23 protein-coding genes are annotated in these 23,836 nt (G+C 60.2%); 6 read left to right on the forward strand and 17 right to left on the reverse strand.

Features of this window, described 5'->3' with window-relative positions:
• Window positions 1-27 precede the first annotated feature (27 nt).
• The 6 genes from tilS to folD all read left to right on the forward strand — a co-directional run bounded on the left by tilS (window position 28) and on the right by folD (window position 7,146).
• Entirely contained in the window at window positions 28-1,236 is a 1,209-nt protein-coding gene (tilS, locus tag ACP15N_RS12785; protein ID WP_425092692.1) for a tRNA lysidine(34) synthetase TilS, read from the forward strand.
• Between the two features lie 73 nt (window positions 1,237-1,309).
• Window positions 1,310-3,229 (forward strand): ATP-dependent zinc metalloprotease FtsH, encoded by a 1,920-nt coding sequence (ftsH, locus tag ACP15N_RS12790; protein WP_425092693.1) that lies wholly within the window; start codon window positions 1,310-1,312, stop codon window positions 3,227-3,229.
• A 122-nt stretch (window positions 3,230-3,351) separates the two neighbouring features.
• Window positions 3,352-4,065: a hypothetical protein gene (locus tag ACP15N_RS12795; RefSeq protein WP_425092694.1), complete on the forward strand. Its 714-nt coding sequence runs from the start codon at window positions 3,352-3,354 to the stop codon at window positions 4,063-4,065.
• Between the two features lie 140 nt (window positions 4,066-4,205).
• On the forward strand, window positions 4,206-5,882 hold the full coding sequence (locus tag ACP15N_RS12800; RefSeq protein WP_425092695.1) for a formate--tetrahydrofolate ligase: 1,677 nt from the start codon (window positions 4,206-4,208) through the stop codon (window positions 5,880-5,882).
• Between the two features lie 29 nt (window positions 5,883-5,911).
• Window positions 5,912-6,256, forward strand: a complete 345-nt coding sequence (locus ACP15N_RS12805; protein WP_425092696.1) for a chorismate mutase — start codon at window positions 5,912-5,914, stop codon at window positions 6,254-6,256.
• Window positions 6,253-7,146 (forward strand): bifunctional methylenetetrahydrofolate dehydrogenase/methenyltetrahydrofolate cyclohydrolase FolD, encoded by an 894-nt coding sequence (gene folD, locus ACP15N_RS12810; protein WP_425092697.1) that lies wholly within the window; start codon window positions 6,253-6,255, stop codon window positions 7,144-7,146. The genes ACP15N_RS12805 and folD overlap by 4 nt, the downstream gene beginning before the upstream one ends.
• Here the strand turns inward: folD and ACP15N_RS12815 are convergent.
• From ACP15N_RS12815 to ACP15N_RS12895, 17 genes are all read right to left on the reverse strand, one after another.
• Window positions 7,143-7,571, reverse strand: coding sequence for a PaaI family thioesterase (locus ACP15N_RS12815; protein WP_425092698.1), 429 nt, complete (start codon window positions 7,569-7,571; stop codon window positions 7,143-7,145). The genes folD and ACP15N_RS12815 overlap by 4 nt on opposite strands.
• On the reverse strand, window positions 7,568-8,272 hold the full coding sequence (pdeM, locus tag ACP15N_RS12820; protein ID WP_425092699.1) for a ligase-associated DNA damage response endonuclease PdeM: 705 nt from the start codon (window positions 8,270-8,272) through the stop codon (window positions 7,568-7,570). Before pdeM ends, ACP15N_RS12815 begins: the two co-directional genes overlap by 4 nt.
• Before the next feature lie 48 nt (window positions 8,273-8,320).
• The gene (locus tag ACP15N_RS12825; protein WP_425092700.1) at window positions 8,321-10,732 is read right to left on the reverse strand and encodes a ligase-associated DNA damage response DEXH box helicase; all 2,412 of its coding nucleotides are present in this window, start codon (window positions 10,730-10,732) and stop codon (window positions 8,321-8,323) included.
• 39 nt (window positions 10,733-10,771) lie between these two features.
• Complete coding sequence (locus ACP15N_RS12830) at window positions 10,772-12,079, reverse strand: ATPase (protein ID WP_425092701.1); 1,308 nt, start codon at window positions 12,077-12,079, stop codon at window positions 10,772-10,774.
• 34 nt (window positions 12,080-12,113) lie between these two features.
• Window positions 12,114-12,623 (reverse strand): prepilin peptidase, encoded by a 510-nt coding sequence (locus ACP15N_RS12835; RefSeq protein WP_425092702.1) that lies wholly within the window; start codon window positions 12,621-12,623, stop codon window positions 12,114-12,116.
• Between the two features lie 4 nt (window positions 12,624-12,627).
• On the reverse strand, window positions 12,628-13,479 hold the full coding sequence (locus ACP15N_RS12840) for a tetratricopeptide repeat protein (protein ID WP_425092703.1): 852 nt from the start codon (window positions 13,477-13,479) through the stop codon (window positions 12,628-12,630).
• Window positions 13,480-13,513: 34 nt separating this feature from the next.
• Entirely contained in the window at window positions 13,514-13,966 is a 453-nt protein-coding gene (locus ACP15N_RS12845) for a tetratricopeptide repeat protein (protein WP_425092704.1), read from the reverse strand.
• Window positions 13,967-14,102: 136 nt separating this feature from the next.
• Complete coding sequence (locus ACP15N_RS12850) at window positions 14,103-15,095, reverse strand: type II secretion system F family protein (RefSeq protein ID WP_425092705.1); 993 nt, start codon at window positions 15,093-15,095, stop codon at window positions 14,103-14,105.
• A gap of 22 nt (window positions 15,096-15,117) precedes the next feature.
• Window positions 15,118-16,086 carry a type II secretion system F family protein gene (locus ACP15N_RS12855; protein ID WP_425092706.1) on the reverse strand — a complete coding sequence of 323 codons (969 nt, stop codon included), beginning with the start codon at window positions 16,084-16,086 and terminating at the stop codon, window positions 15,118-15,120.
• Between the two features lie 3 nt (window positions 16,087-16,089).
• The gene (locus tag ACP15N_RS12860) at window positions 16,090-17,541 is read right to left on the reverse strand and encodes a CpaF family protein (RefSeq protein ID WP_425092707.1); all 1,452 of its coding nucleotides are present in this window, start codon (window positions 17,539-17,541) and stop codon (window positions 16,090-16,092) included.
• Between the two features lie 16 nt (window positions 17,542-17,557).
• Complete coding sequence (locus ACP15N_RS12865) at window positions 17,558-18,856, reverse strand: AAA family ATPase (protein ID WP_425092708.1); 1,299 nt, start codon at window positions 18,854-18,856, stop codon at window positions 17,558-17,560.
• Between the two features lie 202 nt (window positions 18,857-19,058).
• Window positions 19,059-19,727, reverse strand: a complete 669-nt coding sequence (locus ACP15N_RS12870; RefSeq protein WP_425092709.1) for an OmpA family protein — start codon at window positions 19,725-19,727, stop codon at window positions 19,059-19,061.
• Window positions 19,728-19,732: 5 nt separating this feature from the next.
• Window positions 19,733-21,157, reverse strand: coding sequence for a type II and III secretion system protein family protein (locus ACP15N_RS12875; protein ID WP_425092710.1), 1,425 nt, complete (start codon window positions 21,155-21,157; stop codon window positions 19,733-19,735).
• A gap of 196 nt (window positions 21,158-21,353) precedes the next feature.
• Window positions 21,354-22,199 carry a Flp pilus assembly protein CpaB gene (cpaB, locus tag ACP15N_RS12880; protein ID WP_425092711.1) on the reverse strand — a complete coding sequence of 282 codons (846 nt, stop codon included), beginning with the start codon at window positions 22,197-22,199 and terminating at the stop codon, window positions 21,354-21,356.
• Between the two features lie 189 nt (window positions 22,200-22,388).
• Window positions 22,389-22,586 (reverse strand): Flp family type IVb pilin, encoded by a 198-nt coding sequence (locus ACP15N_RS12885; RefSeq protein WP_425092712.1) that lies wholly within the window; start codon window positions 22,584-22,586, stop codon window positions 22,389-22,391.
• A gap of 294 nt (window positions 22,587-22,880) precedes the next feature.
• Window positions 22,881-23,078 carry a pilus assembly protein gene (locus ACP15N_RS12890; protein WP_425092713.1) on the reverse strand — a complete coding sequence of 66 codons (198 nt, stop codon included), beginning with the start codon at window positions 23,076-23,078 and terminating at the stop codon, window positions 22,881-22,883.
• 205 nt (window positions 23,079-23,283) lie between these two features.
• On the reverse strand, window positions 23,284-23,481 hold the full coding sequence (locus tag ACP15N_RS12895; protein ID WP_425092712.1) for a Flp family type IVb pilin: 198 nt from the start codon (window positions 23,479-23,481) through the stop codon (window positions 23,284-23,286).
• Between the last annotated feature and the right edge of the window lie 355 nt (window positions 23,482-23,836).

Consider the following 23,836-nt stretch of genomic DNA (forward strand, 5'->3'; position numbering starts at 1 on the left):
GACCTTGAGGCTCATGTCGCCGTGGTCATGACCGGTTACATCGCCCGGGGGTCAAAGATCGGCGTTGCGGTTTCTGGGGGCAGCGACTCGGTCGCCGTGTTGCATCTTGTGGCTGAATGGGCCGGCCTGAACGATGTCAGCGTTCATGCCGCGACGGTCGATCACGGTTTGCGCGCCAGTTCGGCAGACGAGGCAAAAAGTGTCTGCGACATTGCAAGGGGCCTCGGGGTGCCGCACCGGACCCTTGGCTGGTCTGGCTGGGACGGAACGGGAAACCTTCAGGACCAAGCGCGCGAGGCCCGGCAGTTGCTATTGGCAGACTGGGCGCGAACCATGGGGCTGGAGGCGGTTTTGCTCGGCCACACGCAGGATGATCAGGCCGAGACGTTCCTGATGCGGCTCGCAAGGGGGTCCGGTGTTGACGGGCTCGCCGCAATGGCGGAAGCCCGGCGCGCACATGGCACTTTATGGATGCGCCCGGTTCTGGCGCGCACGCGGGATGAGCTGAAATCCTGGCTGGTGGCGCGTGGGGTTGACTGGGTCGATGATCCTTCCAACGAAGACCTGAAATTTGAACGGGTCCGGTTTCGCAAGGCTGCGGATGAGCTTGCTGCGCTCGGGCTTGACCCCGCGCGTCTTGCGGCAACGGCTACCGCGATGGCGCGCGCCAAGACTGCGTTGCTGGCGCGTGCGCTGTCCAGCGCAAGGAAACTCGCCAAGGTCTCCAGCGGCGTTCTTGTTCTTGATCGGGATGGCTTGTCAGAGCTTGAAGAAGACACACGGTTTCGCCTGCTGGCTCATGCCCTGCAATGGACGTCGAACCAGCCCTATCGGCCGCGCTACGCAAGTCTGGTCAGGACATGGGAACAGGTACAGGCGGGGCAAGCATCGACGCTTCATGGCTGTCAGCTCATTCCCCGCCGGGCGCAGCTGTTTATCGCGCGAGAGCTTGCGGCTGTTGCGGAGTGTCACGTGTCCGGTGAACAGGTTTGGGACGAGCGGTGGCACGTTGAGCCTCCGGAGCAGCACATGACCATCGCAGCTCTGGGGGAAGCCGGGCTGCGGGCGCTTGGCGAGGTGTCCTCCGACCTGCCGCGAGCGGTACTTCTCAGCCTTCCGGCGCTGTGGGAAAACGAGACGCCGATTGCCGTTCCGGCCCTGTCATGGGGCCTGTCAGTCCAAGTTTACAGCTCTCCTGACATGACTTCTTTCTTGTCTGGCCTGATTCCGCATTGAATTGCCCCATTGTGTGGCTATTTTAACTGATGCGCATGGGACCGTGCGCGCCGGCGACCGAAGGAGAATTTCCGTGGGCAATTTGCGAAATGTCGCGTTCTGGGTTGTGCTGTTCTTGCTCATCCTGGCCCTGTTCAACCTGTTTAGCGGCGGTCAATCGACCGTAAACGCGCGTTCGATCAGCTACTCTGATTTTGTCGAGCGGGTGGAGCAAGGGGATGTGTCCTCTGTCGTGCTCGATGGCGAAACCATTACGATGCGTACTGGCGATGGTCAGCAGCTGAACACCGTCAAGCCCGAGGGCGTCGATGTCACTGAATTGCTTTTGGCGGAGAACGTCGCAATCGAGGCACGTCCGCAGGAACAGTCGGGCATTCTGGCCTATGTCGGCACGCTCCTGCCATTCCTGATCCTGATCGGGATCTGGATTTTCTTCATGAACCGTATGCAGGGTGGTGGGCGCGGAGGCGCAATGGGCTTCGGCAAGTCCAAGGCCAAGCTGCTGACCGAAAAGCAGGGGCGCGTGACCTTCGACGATGTTGCCGGCATCGACGAGGCCAAGGACGACCTGGAAGAGATCGTCGAGTTCCTTCGCAACCCACAGAAATTCTCGCGTCTCGGTGGCAAGATCCCCAAAGGCGCTCTGCTGGTGGGCCCTCCGGGTACGGGTAAGACCTTGCTGGCCCGCGCCGTTGCGGGCGAGGCGGGCGTGCCGTTCTTCACCATCTCGGGCTCCGACTTCGTGGAAATGTTCGTCGGCGTTGGTGCATCGCGTGTTCGGGACATGTTCGAGCAGGCCAAGAAAAACGCACCCTGCATCGTGTTCATCGACGAGATTGATGCTGTGGGCCGGTCGCGTGGCGTCGGTTATGGCGGCGGCAACGACGAGCGTGAGCAAACGCTGAACCAGTTGCTTGTGGAGATGGACGGGTTCGAGGCCAACGAGGGCATCATTATCGTCGCGGCCACCAACCGCCCGGACGTGCTGGACCCAGCGCTGCTGCGCCCGGGCAGGTTCGACCGTCAGGTGCAGGTACCGAACCCCGATATCAAAGGTCGCGAAAAAATCCTCGGCGTTCATGCCCGCAAGGTGCCGCTGGGTCCCGATGTTGACCTGCGCATTATCGCGCGCGGCACGCCCGGCTTTTCGGGTGCCGATCTGGCAAACCTTGTGAATGAGTCGGCGTTGATGGCGGCGCGCGTCGGGCGTCGGTTCGTGACGATGGAGGATTTCGAGAACGCCAAGGACAAGGTCATGATGGGCGCGGAGCGCCGGTCGATGGTCATGACCGAGGACGAGAAGATGCTGACTGCCTATCACGAGGCAGGCCACGCGATCGTCGGTCTGAACGTGCCGCAGCACGATCCGATCCACAAGGCGACCATCATCCCGCGCGGGCGCGCCTTGGGGCTGGTGATGTCACTGCCTGAGCGTGATCAACTGAGTGTGACCAAGACCAAGTACACCTCCAAAATCGCGATGGCGATGGGAGGCAAGGTCGCCGAAGAGCTGAAATTCGGGCCTGAGAATGTCACGTCGGGTGCGACTTCTGATATCCAGCAGGTGTCCAAGATCGCCCGGGCCATGGTGACGCAGTTCGGGTTTGCCGAGGAACTGGGCCACGTTGACTATGCCAACGAGCAGCAGTCCTATCTGGGCAGCTATGGCGGTGGCACGAGCCATTCTCAGGAAACCCAGAAAATCATCGACCAGAAGGTCAAGGAGATCATCGACGAGGGCTACGAGACCGCGAAACGCATTCTCACCGAAAAAAACGAGGAATGGGAACGGCTTGCGCAAGGTCTGCTTGAGTACGAAACCCTGACCGGCGCCGAAATCACCAAGGTGATGAATGGCGAGCCGTTGAATCGCGGTGATGATGAGGATGACACACCGCCGACCGGCACACCCTCTGTCACGGCCATTCCCAAGACCAAGCCGCGGGCGAAGCCGTCCGGGGATGGTGGTCTGGAGCCTGAGCCGACGGCCTGATGGCTTGACGTCACAATCCGGAGAAGCGCCGCCTGCTCGGGCGGCGCTTTTCGTTTGGCCGATTGATATTTGTAACACTTATGTATACGTTCGAGGGCTCAGTTCACGAAAACGGCCCCCAAATGGCAGACACCCTCGATTCAGATCGCCCGATCCCATCCGGCGGCCATTGGCCGTTCTGGCTGGCGATCGTCGTGACTCTCGCATTCTGCGCGCTGGGATATTTCAGCGGGAACTCTGCCTATGACTTCGTGCAGGAGAGTGGCGCGATCGAAAATGCGTCCGCGACGATTTTCCTGTGCGGCGCGCTGGGCTTTGCGGTGCTGAGACCCGACCTCGCATTCGGTCGAGGCTGGTCCGTTGCGGTCATCATGGTCCTGTTTACGGCACGTGAACTGGATTTCGACAAGCGGTTCATGGAGAAGGGCATCCTGCAATTGCGCCTCTATACAGGCGACTACCCCCTCGATCAGAAGCTGATTGGCGCTGCCTTTGTCTGCCTGATCCTGGTCACGCTGTACCATCTTGTGCGCCACGGTTGGCGGCCCTTGATACAAGGGCTTCGCGCAGCAGAGGTCTGGGCGTGGTCGGTCATCGTTGCCTTTGTCACTGTTGTCGTGGCCAAATCGCTCGACGGGGCAGGGCGCAAGCTTGCGCCCTTCGGGATCGAGCTGACCGAGCCCATGGATTTTGCTTTTGTGGTCATGGAAGAGGTCCTTGAACTGGGTTTTGGACTGTTACTTGTCTTTGCGATCTGCAGCTGGGTCCGCCATGACGCCCTGAGCGCTGCCGCAAAACGGGCGTTTCCCACCCGGTCGGTGCGTTCCGATAACTGACCGCGGGTTTCTGAAAAGAAACCCAGACAGGCGATTTCGCGGCGTGAAAGGTCGTAATCGCTCCTGCCCTCGGAGTATGTCGGCTTTAGAACTGGCGTGACTGATCCCGAACCCATCGGGACAACCACGGGGGAGATGGCATGACAATTCGCTCCGACATCGAGATCGCGCGCGCGGCCAACAAGAAACCAATTACGGAAATCGGCGCGAAGCTCGGCGTTCCATCGGAGGCGCTGGTACCTTATGGCCATGACAAGGCAAAGGTGGGCCAGGCGTTTATCGACACGCTTGCGGACCGGCCCGATGGTAAGCTGATCCTTGTGACAGCCGTAAACCCGACACCTGCAGGCGAGGGCAAAACGACCACGACGGTTGGCCTTGGGGACGGGCTGAATGCCATCGGCAAGAAGGCCGCGATCTGTATTCGCGAGGCCTCGCTCGGGCCATGTTTCGGGATGAAGGGTGGCGCCGCTGGCGGGGGGAACGCCCAGGTGGTCCCGATGGAGGATATGAACCTTCACTTCACAGGGGATTTCCACGCAATCACGAGCGCGCACAATCTCCTCAGCGCGATGATCGACAACCATATCTACTGGGGAAACAGCCTGGAGATCGACCAGCGCCGCGTTGTCTGGCGGCGCGTTATGGACATGAACGATCGCGCTCTGCGACAGATCACTGCGTCGCTCGGCGGGGTGTCGAACGGTTTCCCCTCGGAGGCCGGATTCGACATCACGGTCGCGTCCGAGGTCATGGCTTGCCTGTGCCTTGCGACCGACCTGGGCGATCTGGAGCGGCGTCTGGGCGAAATCATCGTCGCCTATCGGCGCGACAAGAGCCCGATCTACGCACGCGACATCAAGGCGGACGGCGCGATGACTGTCCTTCTGAAGGATGCGATGCAGCCCAACCTCGTGCAGACGCTTGAGAACAACCCGGCCTTCGTCCATGGCGGGCCGTTCGCCAACATCGCCCATGGGTGCAATTCGGTGATCGCGACAAGGACAGCATTGAAGCTGGCGGATTACGTTGTCACAGAAGCGGGCTTCGGGGCCGACCTTGGCGCCGAGAAGTTCATGAACATCAAATGCCGCAAGGCGGGTCTGTCCCCAGCGGCAGTGGTGGTCGTGGCAACGGTCCGCGCCATGAAGATGCACGGCGGTGTGGCCAAGGATGCGCTTGGCACCGAAGATGTCGCTGCCGTGACAGCAGGGTGCGAAAACCTCGGGCGGCACATCGCCAATCTCAAGAGCTTCGGCGTGCCCGTTGTTGTCGCGATCAACCATTTCGTCACCGATACCGATGCCGAGGTTGCCGCGATCAAGGCGTTTGCCGAAAGCCGTGGGGCAGAGGCATACCTGTGCCGTCACTGGGCGGATGGCTCCGCCGGGGTAACCGAGCTTGCCACGCGTGTTGCGGAATTGGCGGATGCGGATATGGCGAATTTCTCGCCGCTATACCCGGATGACAAACCGCTTTTCGACAAGATCGAAACCATTGCAAAGCGTATCTACCGCGCCAACGAGGTGCTGGCCGATACGAAAATCAGGGCGCAGCTGCGCGAATGGGAAGAGCAAGGCTACGGCCACCTGCCGATCTGTATGGCCAAGACGCAGTATTCGTTCTCGTCTGATCCCAGTCTGCGCGGCGCGCCAGAGGGACATGGCCTGCCGGTCCGTGAGGTCCGGCTCAGCGCGGGGGCGGGGTTTATCGTCGTCATCTGCGGGGCGATCATGACCATGCCCGGTTTGCCACGCGGCCCGGCGGCAGAGGCGATCCGGCTCAACGACACAGGTGAAATCGAAGGCTTGTTCTAGGCCCGGTTTCGGGGCATGTGCGGGGCACCATGAAAGACACCAGCCCAAACAGCCCCGACCGCTGTGCCACGATGGAGGACCTGCGTCGCGGGATCGACAGATTGGACGCAGACCTGATCCAGATGCTTGCCACGCGCGCGCGCTTCATCGATCGCGCGGTGCAGATCAAGGCCGAAGCCGGATTGCCTGCGAACATCCCGTCGCGCGTTGAAGAGGTGGTCGCAAAGGTGCGTGCCGCCGCAGATCGTGAGCGGTTGAGCCCGGATCTGGCAGAGGACCTGTGGCGAACCCTGATCGCGTGGTCCATCGCGCGCGAGGAACAAACCCTCGGTGCGTCAGATCCCGCCCAACCCCCTCAGGAGACGACCCGATGACTGCCACCCGGATCGACGGTAAGGCCTTTGCCGCCAATGTGCGTGCGCAGGTTGCAACGCACGTTGCGCGGTTGCGTGAAGAGCATGGGATAACCCCCGGGCTGGCTGTGGTGCTTGTGGGGGAAGATCCTGCAAGTCAGGTCTACGTCCGCAACAAGGGCAAGCAGACCGCAGAGGCGGGCATGGCCTCGTTCGAACACAAGCTTGAGATGACCACGCCCGAAGCGGAGTTGCTGGATCTGGTCGCTCGATTGAATGCCGACCCTGCGGTGCACGGCATTCTGGTGCAGTTGCCTTTGCCGGACCATATTGATGCCGACAAGGTCATCAACACCATTGACCCGGCCAAGGATGTGGACGGGTTCCATATCTCAAACGTGGGCTTGCTTGGGACCGGCCAGAAATCGATGGTGCCGTGCACCCCGCTCGGGTGTCTGATGATGCTGCGGGATCATCTGGGTGACTTGAGTGGTTTGAACGCGGTGGTTTTGGGGCGTTCCAACATTGTTGGCAAACCGATGGCGCAACTGTTGCTGGGCGAGAGTTGCACGGTCACGATTGCCCATTCGCGCACGCGCGATCTGCCGGACGTCGTTCGCGGAGCCGACATTCTCGTGGCAGCGGTCGGACGCCCGCAGATGGTACCCGGTGACTGGATCAAACCCGGGGCAACGGTGATCGATGTCGGGATCAACCGGATCGACAAGCCCGAAGGCGGTACGCGACTGGTTGGTGATGTCGACTTTGACAGCGCCGCCGCCGTGGCCGGGGCGATCACGCCGGTGCCGGGCGGGGTTGGTCCAATGACCATTGCGTGCCTGCTTGCGAACACCGTGACGGCCTGTTGTCGCGCGCATGGTCTGTCCGAACCCGAGGGGCTGACAGCCTAGGCTTGTCCGGTGGGCACCACTGGCGCCATGGTGCCCTGGAGGATGGCGACGATGGTCCCGTCACTGCGCATGACCTCTGCGGTGACGACAGAGAGACGTTTGCCGGATTTCACCACGCGACCCGTTGCCGTCAGTTCCGGGCCTGTCGCTGGCGCGAGGAGGTTGATCTTGATCTCGGCGGTCACCACTTCGGATCCTGCGGGCATCATCGAAAGCGCCGCGTAGCCCGCTGCGGAGTCGCCGATCGCGAAGGTAAGCGCGGCATGGGCGAAACCGTGTTGCTGGGTCGCTTTCGGTAGAACCGGCGCGCGGATCACCACCTTGCCCTCCGAGACGTCCACCAACTCTGCGCCAAACGTCTTCATCATGCTCTGGCGGTCGAAACTCTGGCGAATGCGGCTTTCCAAGTCGGCCGTGTTTGTCATCGGCCTGCCACCCTTGCCGAACTTTGCGAAGGGACGTCCAGGGGCACAGCGACAGGTCGCGATCCGGTCAGAATGGCATAGCTGCCGGGGGTTCTGAAGGTATCAAAGGCCGGGTCACACAGCTGAAGCCCACCGGTGTAAGCCCCATATGCCGGCAGGATCATGCGCGTCGGGGTGACAAGGAAGCACGCCCGAGAAACCCGTCCGCCGCGCGTCGGCACCTGATGCTTGGGATGATAGTGCCCCGAAACCTCGCCAAGGGTGCCGGGGGCCAGAGCGCCCGCGTGCGCGATGTGCCTCAGAACCAACGGGCCTCGTGTCAGTTCGAACATCTCCTGCGCATCGACGCCGACGGGGTCGTGGTTGCCCGTGATCCAGACCCAGTTACACTTTGCCCGCAAATCTGAAAGTTTCGCCAAATCGGCGTTGTGCAGAGCCTTGAAACACGCCGTATCATCAAAGCTGTCACCGAGACAAAGCACCTCCGCCGGGGACAGAAGAGCGATATCTTCTTTCAACCGGTTGAGCGTTTCCGTCACTTCATATGGGGGCAGCAAAGCGCCGCCGCGCCGAGCCATACGTTCCGATTTGCCCAGATGCAGATCCGCCACCATCAAGCACCGCGCCGACTCCCACCACAACGCTCCGGACGGCAGCGCGTGCAGATTGAGGCCCGCGAAGGTAAAAGGCAGCATGTTCATGCTTTGGTCCAATCGTATTTTGCCTGCCCATGCAAGGGAAAACAGCGGTCAAAGGGTCAGACCTGCCGTCGCCATGAGCCGTTCAGCCGTCTCCGCCACCATGCGGTCACGGGTTTCGGCACCTGCCACAGGGATTCTGGACGGCTCCAGAAACAGCGGCGCGGCCAAGGGGCTGACCCGGTCCAGCGCACGGTGATCGACCCGCCCGGTCGTGCGTTTGAGCATCCCCTCAATCCGCCCGAAATCCACGAGGCCACGCAACGCTTCTTCACGCGTGATTTGAAGGAGGACATGATCCGGGTCGTACTTCTGCAACGTGTCGTACAGGATATCGGATGAGAACGTCGCCTGCCGTCCCGTCTTGCGGCGCCCGGGCGTGTTCCGCTCAATCAGGCCCGCCACAATCGCGCTTGCGCGGAAGGTGCGCTTCATCACGGCGTTGCCGGACAGCCAGTGTTCGAAATCCGCGCGCAATTGCCCGGCGGCAAAAAGCGGCAAGGGGTCTTCGACCGGCCGCAAGCCCCAGATCAGTGTGGCGTAGTCCGTGGCGACGAAGCCGACCGGGTCCAGCCCGTTCTTCTGCATGCGTTGAGATAGCAGCAGTCCGAGTGTCTGCTGTGCATTGCGGCCCGCAAAGCCGTACGCGCACAGATGATCGCGCCCGTCATGGGGAAAGGTTTCGACCAGCAAGCGGTGTGTTTCGGGCAATTTCGATACCTTGCGTTGCAATGCCAGCCAGTCCCGCGTCGGGGTTGGCAACTCCGGCCAGTCCTCCTGTCGAAACATCTCAAGAATGATCTCGGACAATTGCGTGGAAGTGGCGAACTTCGTCCCCATGAACGTGGCGATCTTCGGCTCCTTGTCGGCACGCCGCGTGACCTCCACCGTCATTTCGTTCAACCCCTCGTAGCGCACGATCTGCCCTCCGATCAGAAACGTGTCGCCCGGGGTGAGGGTTGCCGCGAATCCTTCCTCGACCTCCCCCAGCGGAGTGCCGCCGCGCCGGTTCTTGAGCCGCACTTTCAGTGTTTCGGTGTCGATGATTGTGCCGATGTTCATCCGGATCTGACGTGCGGCGCGCGGGTCACGCAGGCGCCAGAGACCGTCAGTGCGTTGTTGCAGGCGTTGCCAGCGATCATAGGCCCTGAGCGCGTAGCCGCCAGTCGCGCAGAATTCAAGGCACGCGTCAAAGGCGGCACGGCTCAGGTTGGCATAGGCGCCCGCGCTGCATACTTCGGCGAACAGCGCGTCCGCGTCGAACGGCCCGGCAGCCGCCGAAATCAGGATGTGCTGGCACAACACGTCTCGCGGGCCGGGACCACGCGGTTCGCCATCGAGGCGCCCGTCAGCCACGGCCTTGAGGGCGGCGTGGCACTCCACGACCTCGAAACGGTTTGCGGGCACGAGCAACGCCTTGGAGGGGGCGTTGTAGCGGTGATTTGCGCGCCCGATCCGCTGCACAAGCCGTTTCACGTTCTTGGGGGCACCCACCTGAATGACGAGGTCCACATCGCCCCAGTCTATCCCGAGGTCGAGTGATCCGGTGCAGACAATCGCGCGCAGACTACCATCGACCATGGCCTGTTCGACCCGGGCGCGCTGTTCCCGCGCGAGGCTGCCGTGATGGATGCCGATTGGCAGGGCATCGTCGTTGGCCAGCCAGAGGTTGTGAAAGAACAGCTCCGCTTGCGCCCGGGTGTTGTGAAAGATCAGCGTTGTCTTGTGGCGGCGCACCTGATCCAGGATCGCCGGGATCGCATATCGCCCACCGCCCCCCGACCACGGCGGCGCGTCGTCGGTCGTCAGCATCGCAATGTCCGGGGCGGGCCCCGGATCTGCCATCAGGATCTCGCACGGATCGGGATTGCGGGCCAGAAAGCGGGCGATAGCGGGCGGATCCTCCACTGTCGCGGACAAGCCGACCCGCCGCAGGCCTGGCACGAGCGTGTTCAGGCGCGCCAGTCCGAGCATCAATTGATCCCCGCGTTTTGACTCCGCCAGCGCATGAATTTCGTCCACGATCACGCGCTGCACACCCGCAAAGGTCCGTTGGGCGTCTTCGTAACTGAGCAGCAGCGCAAGGCTTTCCGGCGTTGTCAGCAGAATGTGCGGAGGATCCGCGCGTTGCCGTTTGCGTTGCGTCTGAGTGGTATCGCCCGTGCGATCTTCGATGCGGATTGCCAGTCCGGCCTGTTCAACCGGACGCCGCAAATTGCGTTTGATATCCGCAGCCAGTGCCTTGAGCGGCGAGATATAGAGCGTGTGCAACCCCGGCGGCGGTGTCGGGCCAAGCTCCGCCAGTGTGGGCAAGAAGCCAGCCAGCGTCTTGCCGCCGCCCGTTGGGGCAATGAGAACCTGCGCAGGCGCATCCTTGCGCGCAAGCATGTCGATCTGGTGTGGGTGAAGCTGCCAACCCTGATCAGAAAACCAACGGGACAGCGAAGCTGGAAGATCGGTCATGCACCTCAGCTAGAGCCCGGCCCGGCGATGCGCCAGTCTTTAGTGAACGATCGCTTCCTTCTTGACGTAGAGGTTCTCCCAGGCGCGGTCGATCAGGTCCGGCGACATCTGCGGCGACAGCCCTTCGAAGTTGCAGATGGCCATCATCTGATCGATCAGGAAGGGGGCATGGAAGTTGGCATAGACGTTGTCCACCTCGGGGTATTTCTTGGTGATGAGGTGCAGCAGTGTCGCCTCGTCCAGCGGCATCTTCTTGGCCTTGGCAACCAACGCGAAGATGCGCAGGAATTCCTCCTTTGTGGGCCCGTCGATCTTGAGTTTGAAGAACACCCGGCGCAACGCCGCCTGGTCGAAGATATCGTTGGGGTGGAAGTTGGTTGAAAAGATCACGAGCGTGTCGAAGGGCACCACGAACTTTTCACCCGATTGAAGCGCCAGGATGTCGTAGCTGGCTTCCATCGGAACGATCCAGCGGTTGATGAGGGCCTGTGGCGGTTCAGCCTGTCGACCAAGGTCGTCCACGATGAAAATGCCGCCCGTGGCCTTCATTTGCAGGGGCGCTGTGTAGGTTCGGGCTACCGGGTTGTAGCTGAGATCAAGCATTGAAAGTTCCAGCTCGCCCCCGGTGATCACCGCGGGGCGCTGGCAGCAGACATACCGGTGGTCGAACCCTGCGACGCGGCGCAGGGTTGAGGTGGCCTGCTCGGGGCTTTCCACCTCCGTGTGCACCACCGGGTCGAAAACGGTTATGATCTGGCCGCCGTAGGAGATGGCCCGCGGCACGTAGACATGGTCCCCAAGTGCGTCGCGAATACCGTTTGAAATCGATGACTTACCATTGCCCGGCGGGCCGTAGAGCAGTACCGAGCGACCCGATGTGATGGCCGGGCCAAGATGGCGCAGAAGATCTTTGGGCAAAACGAGGTGGCCCATGGACTGAGCGAGCTTTTCTGCCGTGATGGTCACGTTCTTGATGGACTGGCGTTCCGACTGCGCGGCGAAGTGTTCCAGCGGAACAGGAACCGCACCGTAATACTCCGATTGCGCAAGCGCATCCAATGCGCGCGCCTTGCCCAAATCCGACAGCGCGAAACGCATTTCTTCCATACCCGAAGATGTAAGGGAGCCCAGAGACTCGATCATCTTGAGTTGGCGCGCGGTGTCGATCAGATCCTGAACCAGCGGCACGGGGATCGACATCGCCTCCGACAGTTCGGAGGCCCGCTCTAATGAGCGGCGAAACATCGTCTTGAGCAGGATGTCCTGCAACATGGTCGCAGGCAGGCCCAGATCCGCGATGGATCGAGGGCGCGCGGGCGCGAGCGCTGGGGGCATGTGCTGGTTCATTTCAATCCTCCGAGGGCAGGCTAGGCTGAGGACCTTAAGACAGGGTAATTCCCGGCAGGATTACCGGAAGAAGAAAGTAGAACATCAGGGTGCCGCTGAGGGCGAGCCCCATGGGAAAGTCGCGCTTGCGGGTCCAGCTTTCCCAGTCGGGCAGTGCACGGCGCACGGCCGGGATTGCGCGGGCGATCCGGTGCGTCACGAACGCCCCAAGCAGAATGGCTGAAAACAGCATGAGCACCAGGGCCGCGTCCCCAAACGCGAAAAATGGTGCCATGGCGGCGGCGAACTTGGCGTCGCCCGCGCCGACAAGACCCGCACTCGATGCGATGAACCCAATCAGCAGAATGACGATCAGATGCACCCAGCGCCAAGCATAGTCCACGAGCGGCAGGGCAACCAACCCGACGACGGCGAACACTCCGACCAGCAGAAGGACGGTCTTGTTCGGGATGCGCATGAATTTCATGTCGCTCCAGGCCACGAAAAGGCAGACCGGCACGATGAAGGGCAGAAACCAAAGGGCCTCGGACATCGTGACGGTCATGAGCTCAAGCCCCCTGTTCAAGTGTACGCAACGCGCGTACCGCTTCTTCGAAATGGCGCGGGTGTGTATCGACCGCCTCCCTCAGGAGACCCTTCCCCGTTGACACATCGCCCTGTTTCACGGCCGACAGGCCAAGCGTATACAGCAACTGAGCCCGTTCCGTCTGCGTCACCGGGATCGGCGGCAGGACGTAGTTGCGCTGTGCACCGCGTGCCAGGATCAGGTTGTTCTTCGCGGTGAAGAGCTTGGGGTCGTAGCCAATCGCCTCGTTGAACAAGCGCTCCGCGTCGGTGAATTCACCACGGGTCAGCTTCGAGTATCCCCAATTGTTCAACACCCCGGCGGGCCGTGTAGTCAGGCCCACGGCCGTTTCATAGAAACTGTCGGATGCGCGCCAGTCTTCTTCGCTGTCCGCGACCATCGCTTCCATGCGGTAGCGATCGAAGGTTTCGTAGGTGGGTGGAATCTTGTCCAGTTGCGTCTTGGCGCGGTCCCATTCACCTGCGCGGATCAGCGCGCCAGCGAATTCGACACGATCGTCATTTGTCGCCTCGCCCGTGTCGATAACCTTTGTCCACGCCACGACGGCGGGTGTCGTGTTCCCTGCGCGGGTGTGCGACTTCGCCAAACCGCGTTTCAGATCGACCCGGTCGGGAAACTCTCTCGTAGCCCGTTCAAAGTAAGTCACCGCTTCGTCCGCGGAGGCGGAATTCAGCATCAGATCGTTGAGATTGCTTTCGTCGATCACGTTGACAGCGTCAAATTCGCGGGTCACATCGACGTCGTCTTTCGGCGCACATGCCGAAACGGCAAGGGCAGCCAGGGCCGCAGGGCCCCAGATGAGAATGCGGCGCATCTTCGCGTCCTTTACTGCTCGAGCGCTTCGATCCTTACGGCTGATCAGGGGCGACGAGCAGATAACTGCCGGAGCCCTGCCAGACGAGGCCAAAGTCGTCTTCTTTGTTATGTTCTTGACTATAACGCGCATTTTCCATTTTTGCGAGGCTTAAGCTCAGGTTCGACCGAATTTCGTCCGAGGCGCCATCGTCGAGCGCAAAGGCCGTTTTGAAGACCCGGCTGGCTTCGCCGTATTCCCCTTTTTCCATCAAGATCACCCCGAGGTTGTTCCATGCGGGGGTGTAGTCCTCGTCCTTGTCTATCGCGTTTCGCAGTTGCGCTTCGGCCTGATCCAGGCGGCCGAGTTCCAGGTTGGCGGACCCTATCCCGCTGAGCACTTCGGCGGTCAGGCCGGTTTGGGAAGCAGCACGGAAGAAGGCATCCAGCGCAAGTTCGTATTCCCCGGCGGCCATAAGCCTGTTTGCAACGGTAATCTGATCGACCAACGGGGCTTCGGAAACGGCGACACCGGGAGCAACGGGACCATCCTCTATCGGGGTGAGGACCGCTGAAGATCCCGTATCGCACGCGGTCAGCCCGCAGAGCGCAAGCGCCAGAAACGCCGCGCGGATGGCGATCTGCCTACTGCCCTCCTCTTTGTGACAAGGTCTCATAGATATTCCACATTGATGGCCCGATCAGGATGATCAACAGCGGTGGAACTGTAAACATCATCGTGCCGAGGGTGAGCTTTGTCGGCAACACGTTTGCCTTTTCCTCAGCCCGCATCACGCGCTTGTCACGCATCTCGGACGCGTAGACCCGTAGCGCATCCGCGATGGAGGTACCAAAGCTCTGCGACTGGATCAGAACCGTCACGAACGACGTCACATCCGGTACTCCGCAACGCTCCGCCATGTCCTTGAGAACCGTGACCTTATCCTTACCTGCCTTGATCTCGAACGAGACCATCTCGAACTCGTCGGCGAGGTCCGGAAAACCTGCGCGGATTTCGCTCGATACCCGGATGATGGCCTGGTCGATGCCCTGGCCGGCCTCGACGCAGACCAGCATCAGGTCAAGCGCGTCCGGAAAGCCGTTTTCAATCTCGCCCTGGCGCTTGTTGATCCGTTTATCGATCCAGTATTTCGGCAGGTAGTAGCCGCAAAACCCCGGCAGCAGCGTGGTGAGCGTGGCCTTGGTGACATCCGGTTCCGCTCCGCCACCACCAAGAAAGAAAGTGTAAAGCACCCCAAGCAGCAGAAAGCCGATGCCGAGAGCGAATTGGGCAAAGTGGAAAATCTGGACCGAGGATTTCTGACGATATCCGGCCTGGATCAGCTTGAGCCGGATTGCGGAAAACTCGGCAGTGTCCTGAGGTTCGAGGTATTGAGAGAACCGCTCGAGCTTCTTGCCCGGATCGTTTTGGCGCAACTGCTTCTGATCGGCGCTGGCGGCTGCCTGACGCTTTTGGCCTGTGCGCTCTTCCTTGAGCTTTTGCAGCGGGTCTTTTTCCCGGCGCAGCAAGACCGGCAGCGTGGCGAAAATCAGGATCGCGCCGAGGAATCCCACCACGAACAGAGGTCCCAATGGGCCGAGGAGTTCGGTGATTTTGAGGTTGATCGTCTCGAGCATCAGATATCTCCGGGCGGGCAGGTCAAACCTTGATGTTGACCATCATTTTCATGAAGATGACGTTCACTGTCAGGAACACGGCGACGATCACGCAGGCGGGAATAAATGCAGGCGTATCAACGACATCCGCATAGTAATCGGGTTCCAGAAGGTTGATCCCGACAAGGGCGGCAAACGGAAAGCCCGACAGGAACATTCCTGACCATTTCGCCTCCGCGGTGATGGCCTTCACCCGCCGGAACAGCTTGAACCGCGCCCGGATCACCTTCGCCAAGCCATCGAGGATCTCCGCAAGGTTGCCCCCCGATTGGCTCTGGATGGACACGGCCACTGCAAGGAAGCGCAAATCCTGCATGTCGATTCGCTCGGCAAGCTCTTTGAGCGCCTCCGTGATGTCGCGACCGTAAGCGGCTTCATCAGCGATCATGCCAAATTCCGTGCCCAACGGGTCCGCGACCTCCTTCGCGACAATGTTGATTGCCGATGTGAACGGATGCCCGACGCGCAGGGATCGCACCATGAGTTCAACGGCGTCCGGCAATTGCTCTTCGATCATGGCGAGGCGTTTCTTCGCCTTCTTGGCGACCCACATGTAGACGCCGCCGACACCGATCACGACTGACGCGACCCCACGGATCGGCAGACTTGCGCCGGTTCCGATGGTCAGGCCGATAAAGGCCACACCGGTCAACAAGACCATGATCATGATCAGCGCCAAGGGCGAGAAGGCGATGTTGGCCTTCTGAGCCTTGTCCGCGAGCATCGCGTAGAGAGGCAGGATCGACGTTCCCTTGTGCTGCGACATCTCCTTGCGGAGTTGTTCCAGCACAGCCTCGCGATTGCCGCCCTTGTCGAGCATTTCGAGGCGCCGGTTGACCCGGTTGTTGAGGCTGATCGATTTGCCGAACGCCACCAGGTAGATGCCTTCGACCAGCATCACCACGCCGACAAAAATGCCGATGTAAATGAGTGGTTCGATACTGATTTCCATGGCTCAGGCCTTTGTCGGTTCGTATATGGACGGTGGAAGGTCGTAGCCCCAGGACTTGAAACGCTCCGAGTAGTGGGAGCGGACGCCGGTTGCCGTGAAGTGACCGATGATCTTGCCGTCGGGTCCAAGGCCGGTGCGCTGGTACTTGAACACCTCCTGCATGGAGATGATGTCACCTTCCATCCCCGTGATCTCCGTGATGGAGACCATGCGGCGCGACCCGTCCTGAAGGCGCGAGGCCTGCACAATCAAGTTTACAGCGCTGGAGATTTGCGCGCGCAGGGCACGGATCGGCATTTCGATCCCGGCCATTGCGACCATGTTTTCCAATCGGCTGACACCGTCTCGGGCGGAGTTTGCGTGGATGGTGGTCATCGAGCCATCGTGGCCAGTGTTCATCGCCTGCAACATGTCGATCACTTCCTCGCCGCGGGTCTCGCCGACGATGATCCGGTCGGGGCGCATCCGCAGGGCGTTGCGCAAACAATCGCGCTGTGAAACGGCGCCCTTTCCCTCGACGTTTGCAGGGCGGCTTTCCATCCGGCCCACATGCACCTGTTGAAGCTGGAGTTCCGCGGTATCCTCGATCGTGAGGATACGTTCGGAATTGTCGATGAAGCTGGACAGGGCATTGAGCGTGGTCGTCTTACCCGACCCGGTCCCGCCCGACACGATGACGTTCAGGCGACAGGCGACCGCAGCCTGCAAGTAAACGGCCATCTCTTCTGAAAACGCGCCGAAACGCACTAGATCGTCGATGCCAAGCTTGTCTTTCTTGAACTTACGAATGGAAACGAGGCTGCCGTCGCAGGCAATTGGGCCCACCATCGCGTTGAAGCGTGAGCCATCGGCGAGACGGGCGTCCACATAGGGGTTCTGTTCGTCCACACGGCGTCCCACAGCGGAGACAATCTTGTCGATGATCCGTAACAGGTGCTTTTCATCGCGAAATTTCACGTCTGAAAGCGAGAGTTTGCCGTCACGCTCGACAAAGACGCGTTGTGGTCCGTTCACGAGGATATCGTTGACGTTGTCGTCTTTCAGGAGCGGCTCCAACGGGCCGAGGCCACGGACTTCGTCATACAGTTCTTCATGCAGGGTGCGCCGCTCTTCCTTGTTCAGAACAACGCTCATGCCCGCCACGGTTTCCGAGGCGATCTCGGCAATTTCTGCGCGCAGTTCTTTTTCGCTCGCGCTTTCCAGTGCCGAGAGGTTCAGCTGCTCCAACAGTTCCTTGTGAAGCTCGACCTTGATTTCATTAAGTTTTTGCTGGCGGCGTGCTTCTTTGTCCGCCTGTTCGGGTTGCGCAGCCGCCTTTTGCGGCATGGGGCGGCGCGCGGCCTTGGACGCGCCCTTGTCCTGGGTATCTGCGGGAACAACGGCCGCAGCTTTCGCTGCGATTGCTTCAACGGCCACCGGTTTGGCCGGTTCGTCCTTGCGGTACTTCGAAAACACCTGTTGCCCCTTTTACTTACTTGGCGACTTGTTCAGCGCCCGAACTGATTTCATGCAGTGACTTCGCGAGCTTCATCACCTCTTTGCGCAGAGGGTTCTTCGCGGAACGCAAGGCCAGTGGCGTTCCGTGGTCATTGGATTCAAGAACCGCCTTACCGCCGTCTGGCAGCTTTTCTCCGAAGCTGATGTCGAGGCTTTCGGCCATGCGTTTGACCCTCGACTTGCCGGCCAGATCCGTCACGCCCGGCGCCCGGTTCAATACGAAGCGCAGCTTTTCGACCGGAAGGTCCTCGAATTTCAGTGTTTTCACGAAGCGCAGCGAGTTCTGAGCCGACCGCAGGTCCAGTTGGATCACCGGAAAGAAGACATCCGCCATGCGCAACGCGGTTTCGGTCCAGTTTACCAGAGCGCTTGGCATATCGATCACGATGTAATCGAACATGCCCGCAGCGGTTGAGATCAGTTTTTCCATGTCTTCGGGCGGCAGCAGGTCAAGCGGCAAGATCTCCGCCGGGGACGTGAACACACTCAGTTTGCCTTCCACGACCTGAAGGGATTGCCGAAACGAATCCTCGTCGAGGCTGTCGATGTCGCTCATCAGTTCGAAGATCTGATCCTTGCGCGGCAGGTCCAGATAGGTCGCAACGGACCCGAACTGCTGGTCCATATCAAGCAGCGCGACACGAGGTTCTGTGCCCTTGAGCGTTGCCAGTTCCCAAGCGAGATTAACGGCAAGGGTCGTCGCGCCAACGCCGCCGGCCAGGCCTTGCACCGCAAAGATCGTGCAATCGTTCGTCACTCGTGTCGGCAGAGCTTCTGTCGGTGCCTCGGGCGGGGCAGGGTCAATCGGGGCGGAGGCGACCGCCGGAACGACAGGGCGGACGATCCGTTCGATCGACTCCGCGAGGCTGTTTTCGGGCATCGGGTAGGGCAGGAACTCACGCGCGCCGGCCTGAAGCACCTGGTGCAGGATCAGCGGGTCCAGCTCGTCCGCGATGACCAGCACATTCACCTGGAGCTCGGTTGCTTTGCGCGTTACGTCGAGGATCAGGTCAAGATCCGGTTCGTCATCGATATCCAGTGCAAGCGCCAGAACCTGAAGTTGAGCAGCATCGGGCTGGTCAAGAAATGCGAGCGTTTCCTCAAGCAGAAGATCGCCCCACGCCTCGCCGTACTTGGCTTCCATCTCGTCGATGAGAATTTCAAAGTTCTGCACATCACGTGACACTGTGCAGGCCAGAATGGGCGGCCCGTCCTGAACGGGCGCCTCTCCGGCTTCGGAAAACGCATTGGTTGCTGCCGCTGCTTTCGACATATCTTCACCTCAAAAACCGACGGAGTCCCCGGTAGGGTTCACAGACTCACGCCTCTGGTCCTAAAGCTGGCGGGTAAACAGGGCAGTAATTTGGCAAAACAGCCGCGATTGTGCGGCTGACGAAAACAAACACCCAAAAAGAAAAGCCCCCGCGCGGTGGCGGGGACAATCAGGGGTCTTGAAGGCAGGATTTGGGCGCGCGTTATTCTTCGCCGCCCCCTTCGCCGCCTCCGGCACCGCCGCCGTCTTCGAACTCGATCTGCTGTTCGAACGTCGCGGCCTCGACAAACTCGCGGTAGATCACAGCCGCGTACTTGCCATCCAGTTCGGTCAATGCGCGCGGCAGGAAGCCCGAGACTTCCGTAACCGTGCGCCGATTGCGGACTTCCCGATCCTGGGTGACGACCAGTGGTTGCGTTTCACCCAGGGTGACCAGCGCCTGAAGCTGCTCTCGCGCAACCCCGCGCGAGATCATGTAGTTTACCGCCGCCGTGGCACGGCGTTGGCCGAGCCCACGGTTGTAGGATGGGGAACCGACAAGGTCAGTGTGCCCGAAGACCGAGAACTTGATCTCGGGGAACTGCCGGATAAAGCGCGCCTGTTCGTCCAGCGCGGCCTGCGCCTCTGGTGTCAAAGCAGCACTGTCGAACGCGAAGTTGATCGTCGATGGAACCTCTTGTTGGAACCGCCGTGCGAGGCTCGCCTCGGCAGATCGTTGTCCGGTCTGCACGAGGATGTTGTTCATCGTCGGATTGCCGAAGTTGCCTTCGTCCAGTTCGGCACCGATTTCGTCGGTGCCCATGTAGACTGCGCAGGCGCTCAACGAGGTTGCGGCGGCAAGGACGATTGCGGAGCGGGTTATGATTTTCATCTCGCTTACTCCAACACGTAACCATAGGACCCGGAAAAGTCCTGTTGTGCCACTTCGCCTGCGGCACCGCTTTGCGGCGACCGGTTGCTTGTCGTGCGACCAAACAGGAACAGCTCGGTTTCGGACGGGATGCGAACCCGGTCGGTCGGCAGGGCCAAGGCCTCCCCACGTGTCGGTGTCACGAGGTGTGCAGTGACAATGACGACGAGTTCAGATTGCGCGCGCTGATAGTCCGAGCTGCGGAACAGGGTGCCAAGTACCGGGATGTCCCCGAACCACGGCACCTGCGAAACAAAATCGCGGAAGTCATCCTGCAAAAGTCCTGCAATTGCAAAGCTTTCGCCGTCACGCAGCTGCACGGTTGTTTCCGCCTCGCGCCGGCTGAACCCATCGACCGAAAGGCTTTCGGTTACAATGGCCACCGAGGAGTCGATGGCTGAGACCGCAGCCGCGATTTCGAGGTTGATTACCCCGTCGTCGAGCACGCGCGGGATGAACCCAAGCTGCACACCGAAGGGTTTGTAGTCGACCGTGATCCCACCGTCGCCATCGGCCACCGGGATCGGGTATTCGCCACCCGCCAGAAACTTGGCGCTCTGGCCCGACAAAGCAGTCAGGTTGGGTTCCGCCAGCGTGCGGACCATGCCCTTTTGCTCCAGTGCCTCGAGCAGGATGCCCATTGACACATCGCCGATATCGAAGCCGATGCCGATACTGCCGAGCGCCTCTGGATTGAGGTTGAGCGTTGTCGAGCCTGGCTGGCCTGCGGAGCCGCCATCCACGAGCGAGCCACTGCCGCCACCGATGGAGACCGAAAAATCGTCGCCGGAGTATTGGGCCGTAATACCTGCGGACAGTGCCTTGCCGACCGACCGCTGCATTTCTGCAAAACGTACCTTCAGCATGACCTGTTGCGAGCCGCCGACCGTCATCAGGTTCGACACCCGGTCCGGGGCGTAGCGTTGTGCGAGATCGAGTGCACGGTCCAGCGCGGTGATGCTGCTGGCCGTACCGCTCAGGACGATCCCGTCATTCGCGGTCCGCACCTCGATGTTCTCACCCGGGAGGATCTGCGTCAGACGTTCCTTGAACTCCGCAACATCCGGGGTGACCTGAACGTCGACGTTGGTAATCAGGCGCCCATCGGCGCCAAGCAGCGTCATCGTGGTCCGTCCGGGTGCTTTGCCCAGGACATAGATCGTGCGATCTGACAGCGTTGCGATGTCTGCAATTCCGGGGTTGGCGACTGAGAGTTCCGCGAACGGGACCTCGCTCTCGACGACGACGGCCCGGTTCATCGGAACCCGCAGCGGCGCACTCGTCTCCCCTTGAAGGACGCGAATCGGTTCAGATTGCGCCACGACCACGCTTGGGGACGTGGTCAACGCGACGCCGATCAGGCCCGCGCAAAAGATGCGTTTCAGTGTCATGTGATCCTGCCTCTATGACCACTCGATTAAAATGGGATCTTGTGTCCCTTATCCGTGCAATGTGCATGGTTCCGAGATTTTTAGCAAGAATCATGGGCTAAGGCGGTGTTATTCACGCAAGCTGGTTTAAAAACAAAGAGGCGCGGTGGCCATTTTGCAACGGTCACCACGCCTCGGCTTGTACGCTTGCAGCGGTTTAATTTGTGCAGGGGATCGGGATTTCCACTACATCTGCACCCCTGCGGGTACGGATAGTGCACACTTCTTCGACCTCGGCTTTTTCGATCACGATTTCTTCTTCTTCGATGCCGAGAAGGCGATTTTGGTCAACTTCGATCGCCGTGGCGAGCGTATCGTCGGAGGCACCGACCAGCGAAAGTGACAACACCCCTGTGCGTTGCGCCTGTGCGAGCGAGGCGACGTCCTGCGGTGAGGCCTGTACAGTAACGGTGCGCGCAATTGTCGGCGTGGCCTCGTCCATGTCGGCGTTCTGGTCGATCGCGATGAGCGACAGGTTGGATTGGATGAGCTTGGTCACTTCGCGGTCCTGTATCGGGCCGCTCCAGTAGACATCGACGCGGTCACCAGGCCGCAAGAGACCGGAGACGCCGGATGTCACGTTCACGCTGATCGCAAAGGCGCGCATACCACGTTTCAAACGCGAGGCGACGCCAGCGGTATCGCCAGGTGCGGTGACCTTAGCCTTCAGGATCGGCTCATTCGCATCCATGGCACGGGTTGCCGTCCGCAAGGCCCCCTCGACAGTTTCGGGGAAAATCTCTTCGAGGGTCGTGTACGCCCCTTCCGGAATCGCGTCTGCGGGCCAGCGCACCTTGCGCACATGCTCCTGGGTCAGTTCTTGTCCGTAGCGGATTTCCTTGGCCATCACGAAAATCTCGGCAACGTCGACGGCTTGTGCCAGGCGTTCCTGTTGGGACGCCAGCACAGTCTGGTACTGATCAAAACGCCCTTTGGCCGTCCATACCGCGAACCCGGCGAGACCAACGCCAATAATCAAAACCAGTCCAAACACCAAACGCATGTGTTCGCCTTTCGATTGTACCTGTGGAACGGTTAGTTCCGGTTACTTCAGTCTATTGTTAACGCGATGCTATGTTCCCGACGCGGCGCAAATCCGGCAACATCATGGCTTTCCGTTCAAAGACGGGCTTCCACGAAAAAGGCCACGCGCGCGGCGTGGCCTTCTGATTCTTTGGGTGGATCGAGACCCTTACTGGAAGGTCGTCTTGATCTGGTCAGTCTTCAGCTGGGTGTCGATGTCCGTGGACAGGTCGTTGATGCCGCCGGAAACAACACCGTAAACGGCGATGCCCAGGCCAACGATGGCTGCGGTCAGAACAACCCAGTCGACGGTCACTGCGCCGTCTTCGTCGTTGCGGAAAGTCTGTGCGAGCTTGAAGAGTTTCATGTGTTTGGTCCTTTGTTACAGATTACCACCGTCACAGCGCGTTGTGTTGGTGTCCGTTTCGATGTGCTCAATGTCGCCCTCAAATCGGGCGCGAATGTGGTGCGTTTGCGGAAAATGGTAGGTCTTTTGACTGCGTTTGTTGGACATGGCCCTCGGCTCGCCGAATAGTCCACGGCATCTAAAAGTTAATTAAAAACAGGTAATTGAGGGATTTTTCGCCTGGGCGAAATGGTGTGAGCGAACAAAAAAGGGCGGTGCCGGCGGCACTGCCCGTTCCCGGTGCTCGCGCTTGGCTTAGTTGAAAGTCGTCTTGATCTGGTCTGTCTTGAGTTGGGTGTCGATGTCTGTCGACAGATCCTGAACGCCCTGGCTGATGACGCCGTAAACGGCGACGGCCAAACCGACAATAGCGGCTGTCAGGACAACCCAGTCGACGGTCACTGCGCCGTCTTCCTGGTCGATAAAGTCTTTAATCAATGTCTTGAGTTCCATCCCTTGCTTCCTTTCTGGCGCTGCCGCGGTTTTCGCGATCACATTCTGTAGGTGACGTAAGGTCACTTGGAAATCTGTCAGGAATGGGGCGGATTCACGACCAAGTTTGGCGCGTGGCCTTAAAGGGCCCGCGTTGCCGTCGTGTTTCACTGAAAAGGCCACGCGCGCGGCGTGGCCTTTTGATTCTTTGGGTAGATCGAGACCCTTACTGGAAGGTCGTCTTGATCTGGTCAGTCTTCAGCTGGGTGTCGATGTCCGTGGACAGGTCGTTAATACCGCCAGAGACAACACCGTACACTGCGATGCCCAGGCCAACGATGGCTGCGGTCAGAACAACCCAGTCAACGGTCACTGCGCCGTCTTCGTCGTTGCGGAAAGTCTGTGCGAGCTTGAAGAGTTTCATAAGTTTGGTCCTTGTTAAGTTACTTCAGTCAGGTCAGGTACCGATGTGGCTGGTGCGTTTCTGTTGCACCGCTGTGCCGTTCGGAATGACTGTAATTTGCTGTTGGATTCGGGCGCGATTTGGGCAGCACTGAGTTAAGAAATGTGTTTTCGCGAAAACTTGCTGCCCCTATGCAGGATACGTGAACAATCCCGGGATCCAGCGCTGGGTTTGTCCTTCGCAACGCGTCTAATGCCGGGGTTTTGGGTCTAGAATGCTCTTATTTTTCTTCGAATTTTTTTGGCGTTGTCTGCCCGGTGGGGCTGCACAACCCAGGAATGAGGCAGGAAATATCCGTTTTGGCGCGATATGGGGC

Origin of the sequence: Tropicimonas sp. S265A, from assembly GCF_049800835.1 — a bacterium.
Taxonomy (GTDB): Bacteria; Pseudomonadota; Alphaproteobacteria; order Rhodobacterales; family Rhodobacteraceae; genus Dinoroseobacter.

Coding starts and splice junctions, on each gene's coding strand:
- tilS (WP_425092692.1), top strand. CDS start 28: ATGACCGGTTACATCGCCCGGGGGTCAAAGATCGGCGTTGCGGTTTCT.
- ACP15N_RS12795 (WP_425092694.1), top strand. CDS start 3,352: ATGGCAGACACCCTCGATTCAGATCGCCCGATCCCATCCGGCGGCCAT.
- ACP15N_RS12800 (WP_425092695.1), top strand. CDS start 4,206: ATGACAATTCGCTCCGACATCGAGATCGCGCGCGCGGCCAACAAGAAA.
- ACP15N_RS12805 (WP_425092696.1), top strand. CDS start 5,912: ATGAAAGACACCAGCCCAAACAGCCCCGACCGCTGTGCCACGATGGAG.
- folD (WP_425092697.1), top strand. CDS start 6,253: ATGACTGCCACCCGGATCGACGGTAAGGCCTTTGCCGCCAATGTGCGT.
- ACP15N_RS12815 (WP_425092698.1), bottom strand. CDS start 7,571: ATGACAAACACGGCCGACTTGGAAAGCCGCATTCGCCAGAGTTTCGAC.
- pdeM (WP_425092699.1), bottom strand. CDS start 8,272: ATGAACATGCTGCCTTTTACCTTCGCGGGCCTCAATCTGCACGCGCTG.
- ACP15N_RS12825 (WP_425092700.1), bottom strand. CDS start 10,732: ATGACCGATCTTCCAGCTTCGCTGTCCCGTTGGTTTTCTGATCAGGGT.
- ACP15N_RS12830 (WP_425092701.1), bottom strand. CDS start 12,079: ATGAACCAGCACATGCCCCCAGCGCTCGCGCCCGCGCGCCCTCGATCC.
- ACP15N_RS12835 (WP_425092702.1), bottom strand. CDS start 12,623: ATGACCGTCACGATGTCCGAGGCCCTTTGGTTTCTGCCCTTCATCGTG.
- ACP15N_RS12840 (WP_425092703.1), bottom strand. CDS start 13,479: ATGCGCCGCATTCTCATCTGGGGCCCTGCGGCCCTGGCTGCCCTTGCC.
- ACP15N_RS12850 (WP_425092705.1), bottom strand. CDS start 15,095: ATGCTCGAGACGATCAACCTCAAAATCACCGAACTCCTCGGCCCATTG.
- ACP15N_RS12855 (WP_425092706.1), bottom strand. CDS start 16,086: ATGGAAATCAGTATCGAACCACTCATTTACATCGGCATTTTTGTCGGC.
- ACP15N_RS12865 (WP_425092708.1), bottom strand. CDS start 18,856: ATGTCGAAAGCAGCGGCAGCAACCAATGCGTTTTCCGAAGCCGGAGAG.
- ACP15N_RS12870 (WP_425092709.1), bottom strand. CDS start 19,727: ATGAAAATCATAACCCGCTCCGCAATCGTCCTTGCCGCCGCAACCTCG.
- ACP15N_RS12875 (WP_425092710.1), bottom strand. CDS start 21,157: ATGACACTGAAACGCATCTTTTGCGCGGGCCTGATCGGCGTCGCGTTG.
- cpaB (WP_425092711.1), bottom strand. CDS start 22,199: ATGCGTTTGGTGTTTGGACTGGTTTTGATTATTGGCGTTGGTCTCGCC.
- ACP15N_RS12885 (WP_425092712.1), bottom strand. CDS start 22,586: ATGAAACTCTTCAAGCTCGCACAGACTTTCCGCAACGACGAAGACGGC.
- ACP15N_RS12890 (WP_425092713.1), bottom strand. CDS start 23,078: ATGGAACTCAAGACATTGATTAAAGACTTTATCGACCAGGAAGACGGC.
- ACP15N_RS12895 (WP_425092712.1), bottom strand. CDS start 23,481: ATGAAACTCTTCAAGCTCGCACAGACTTTCCGCAACGACGAAGACGGC.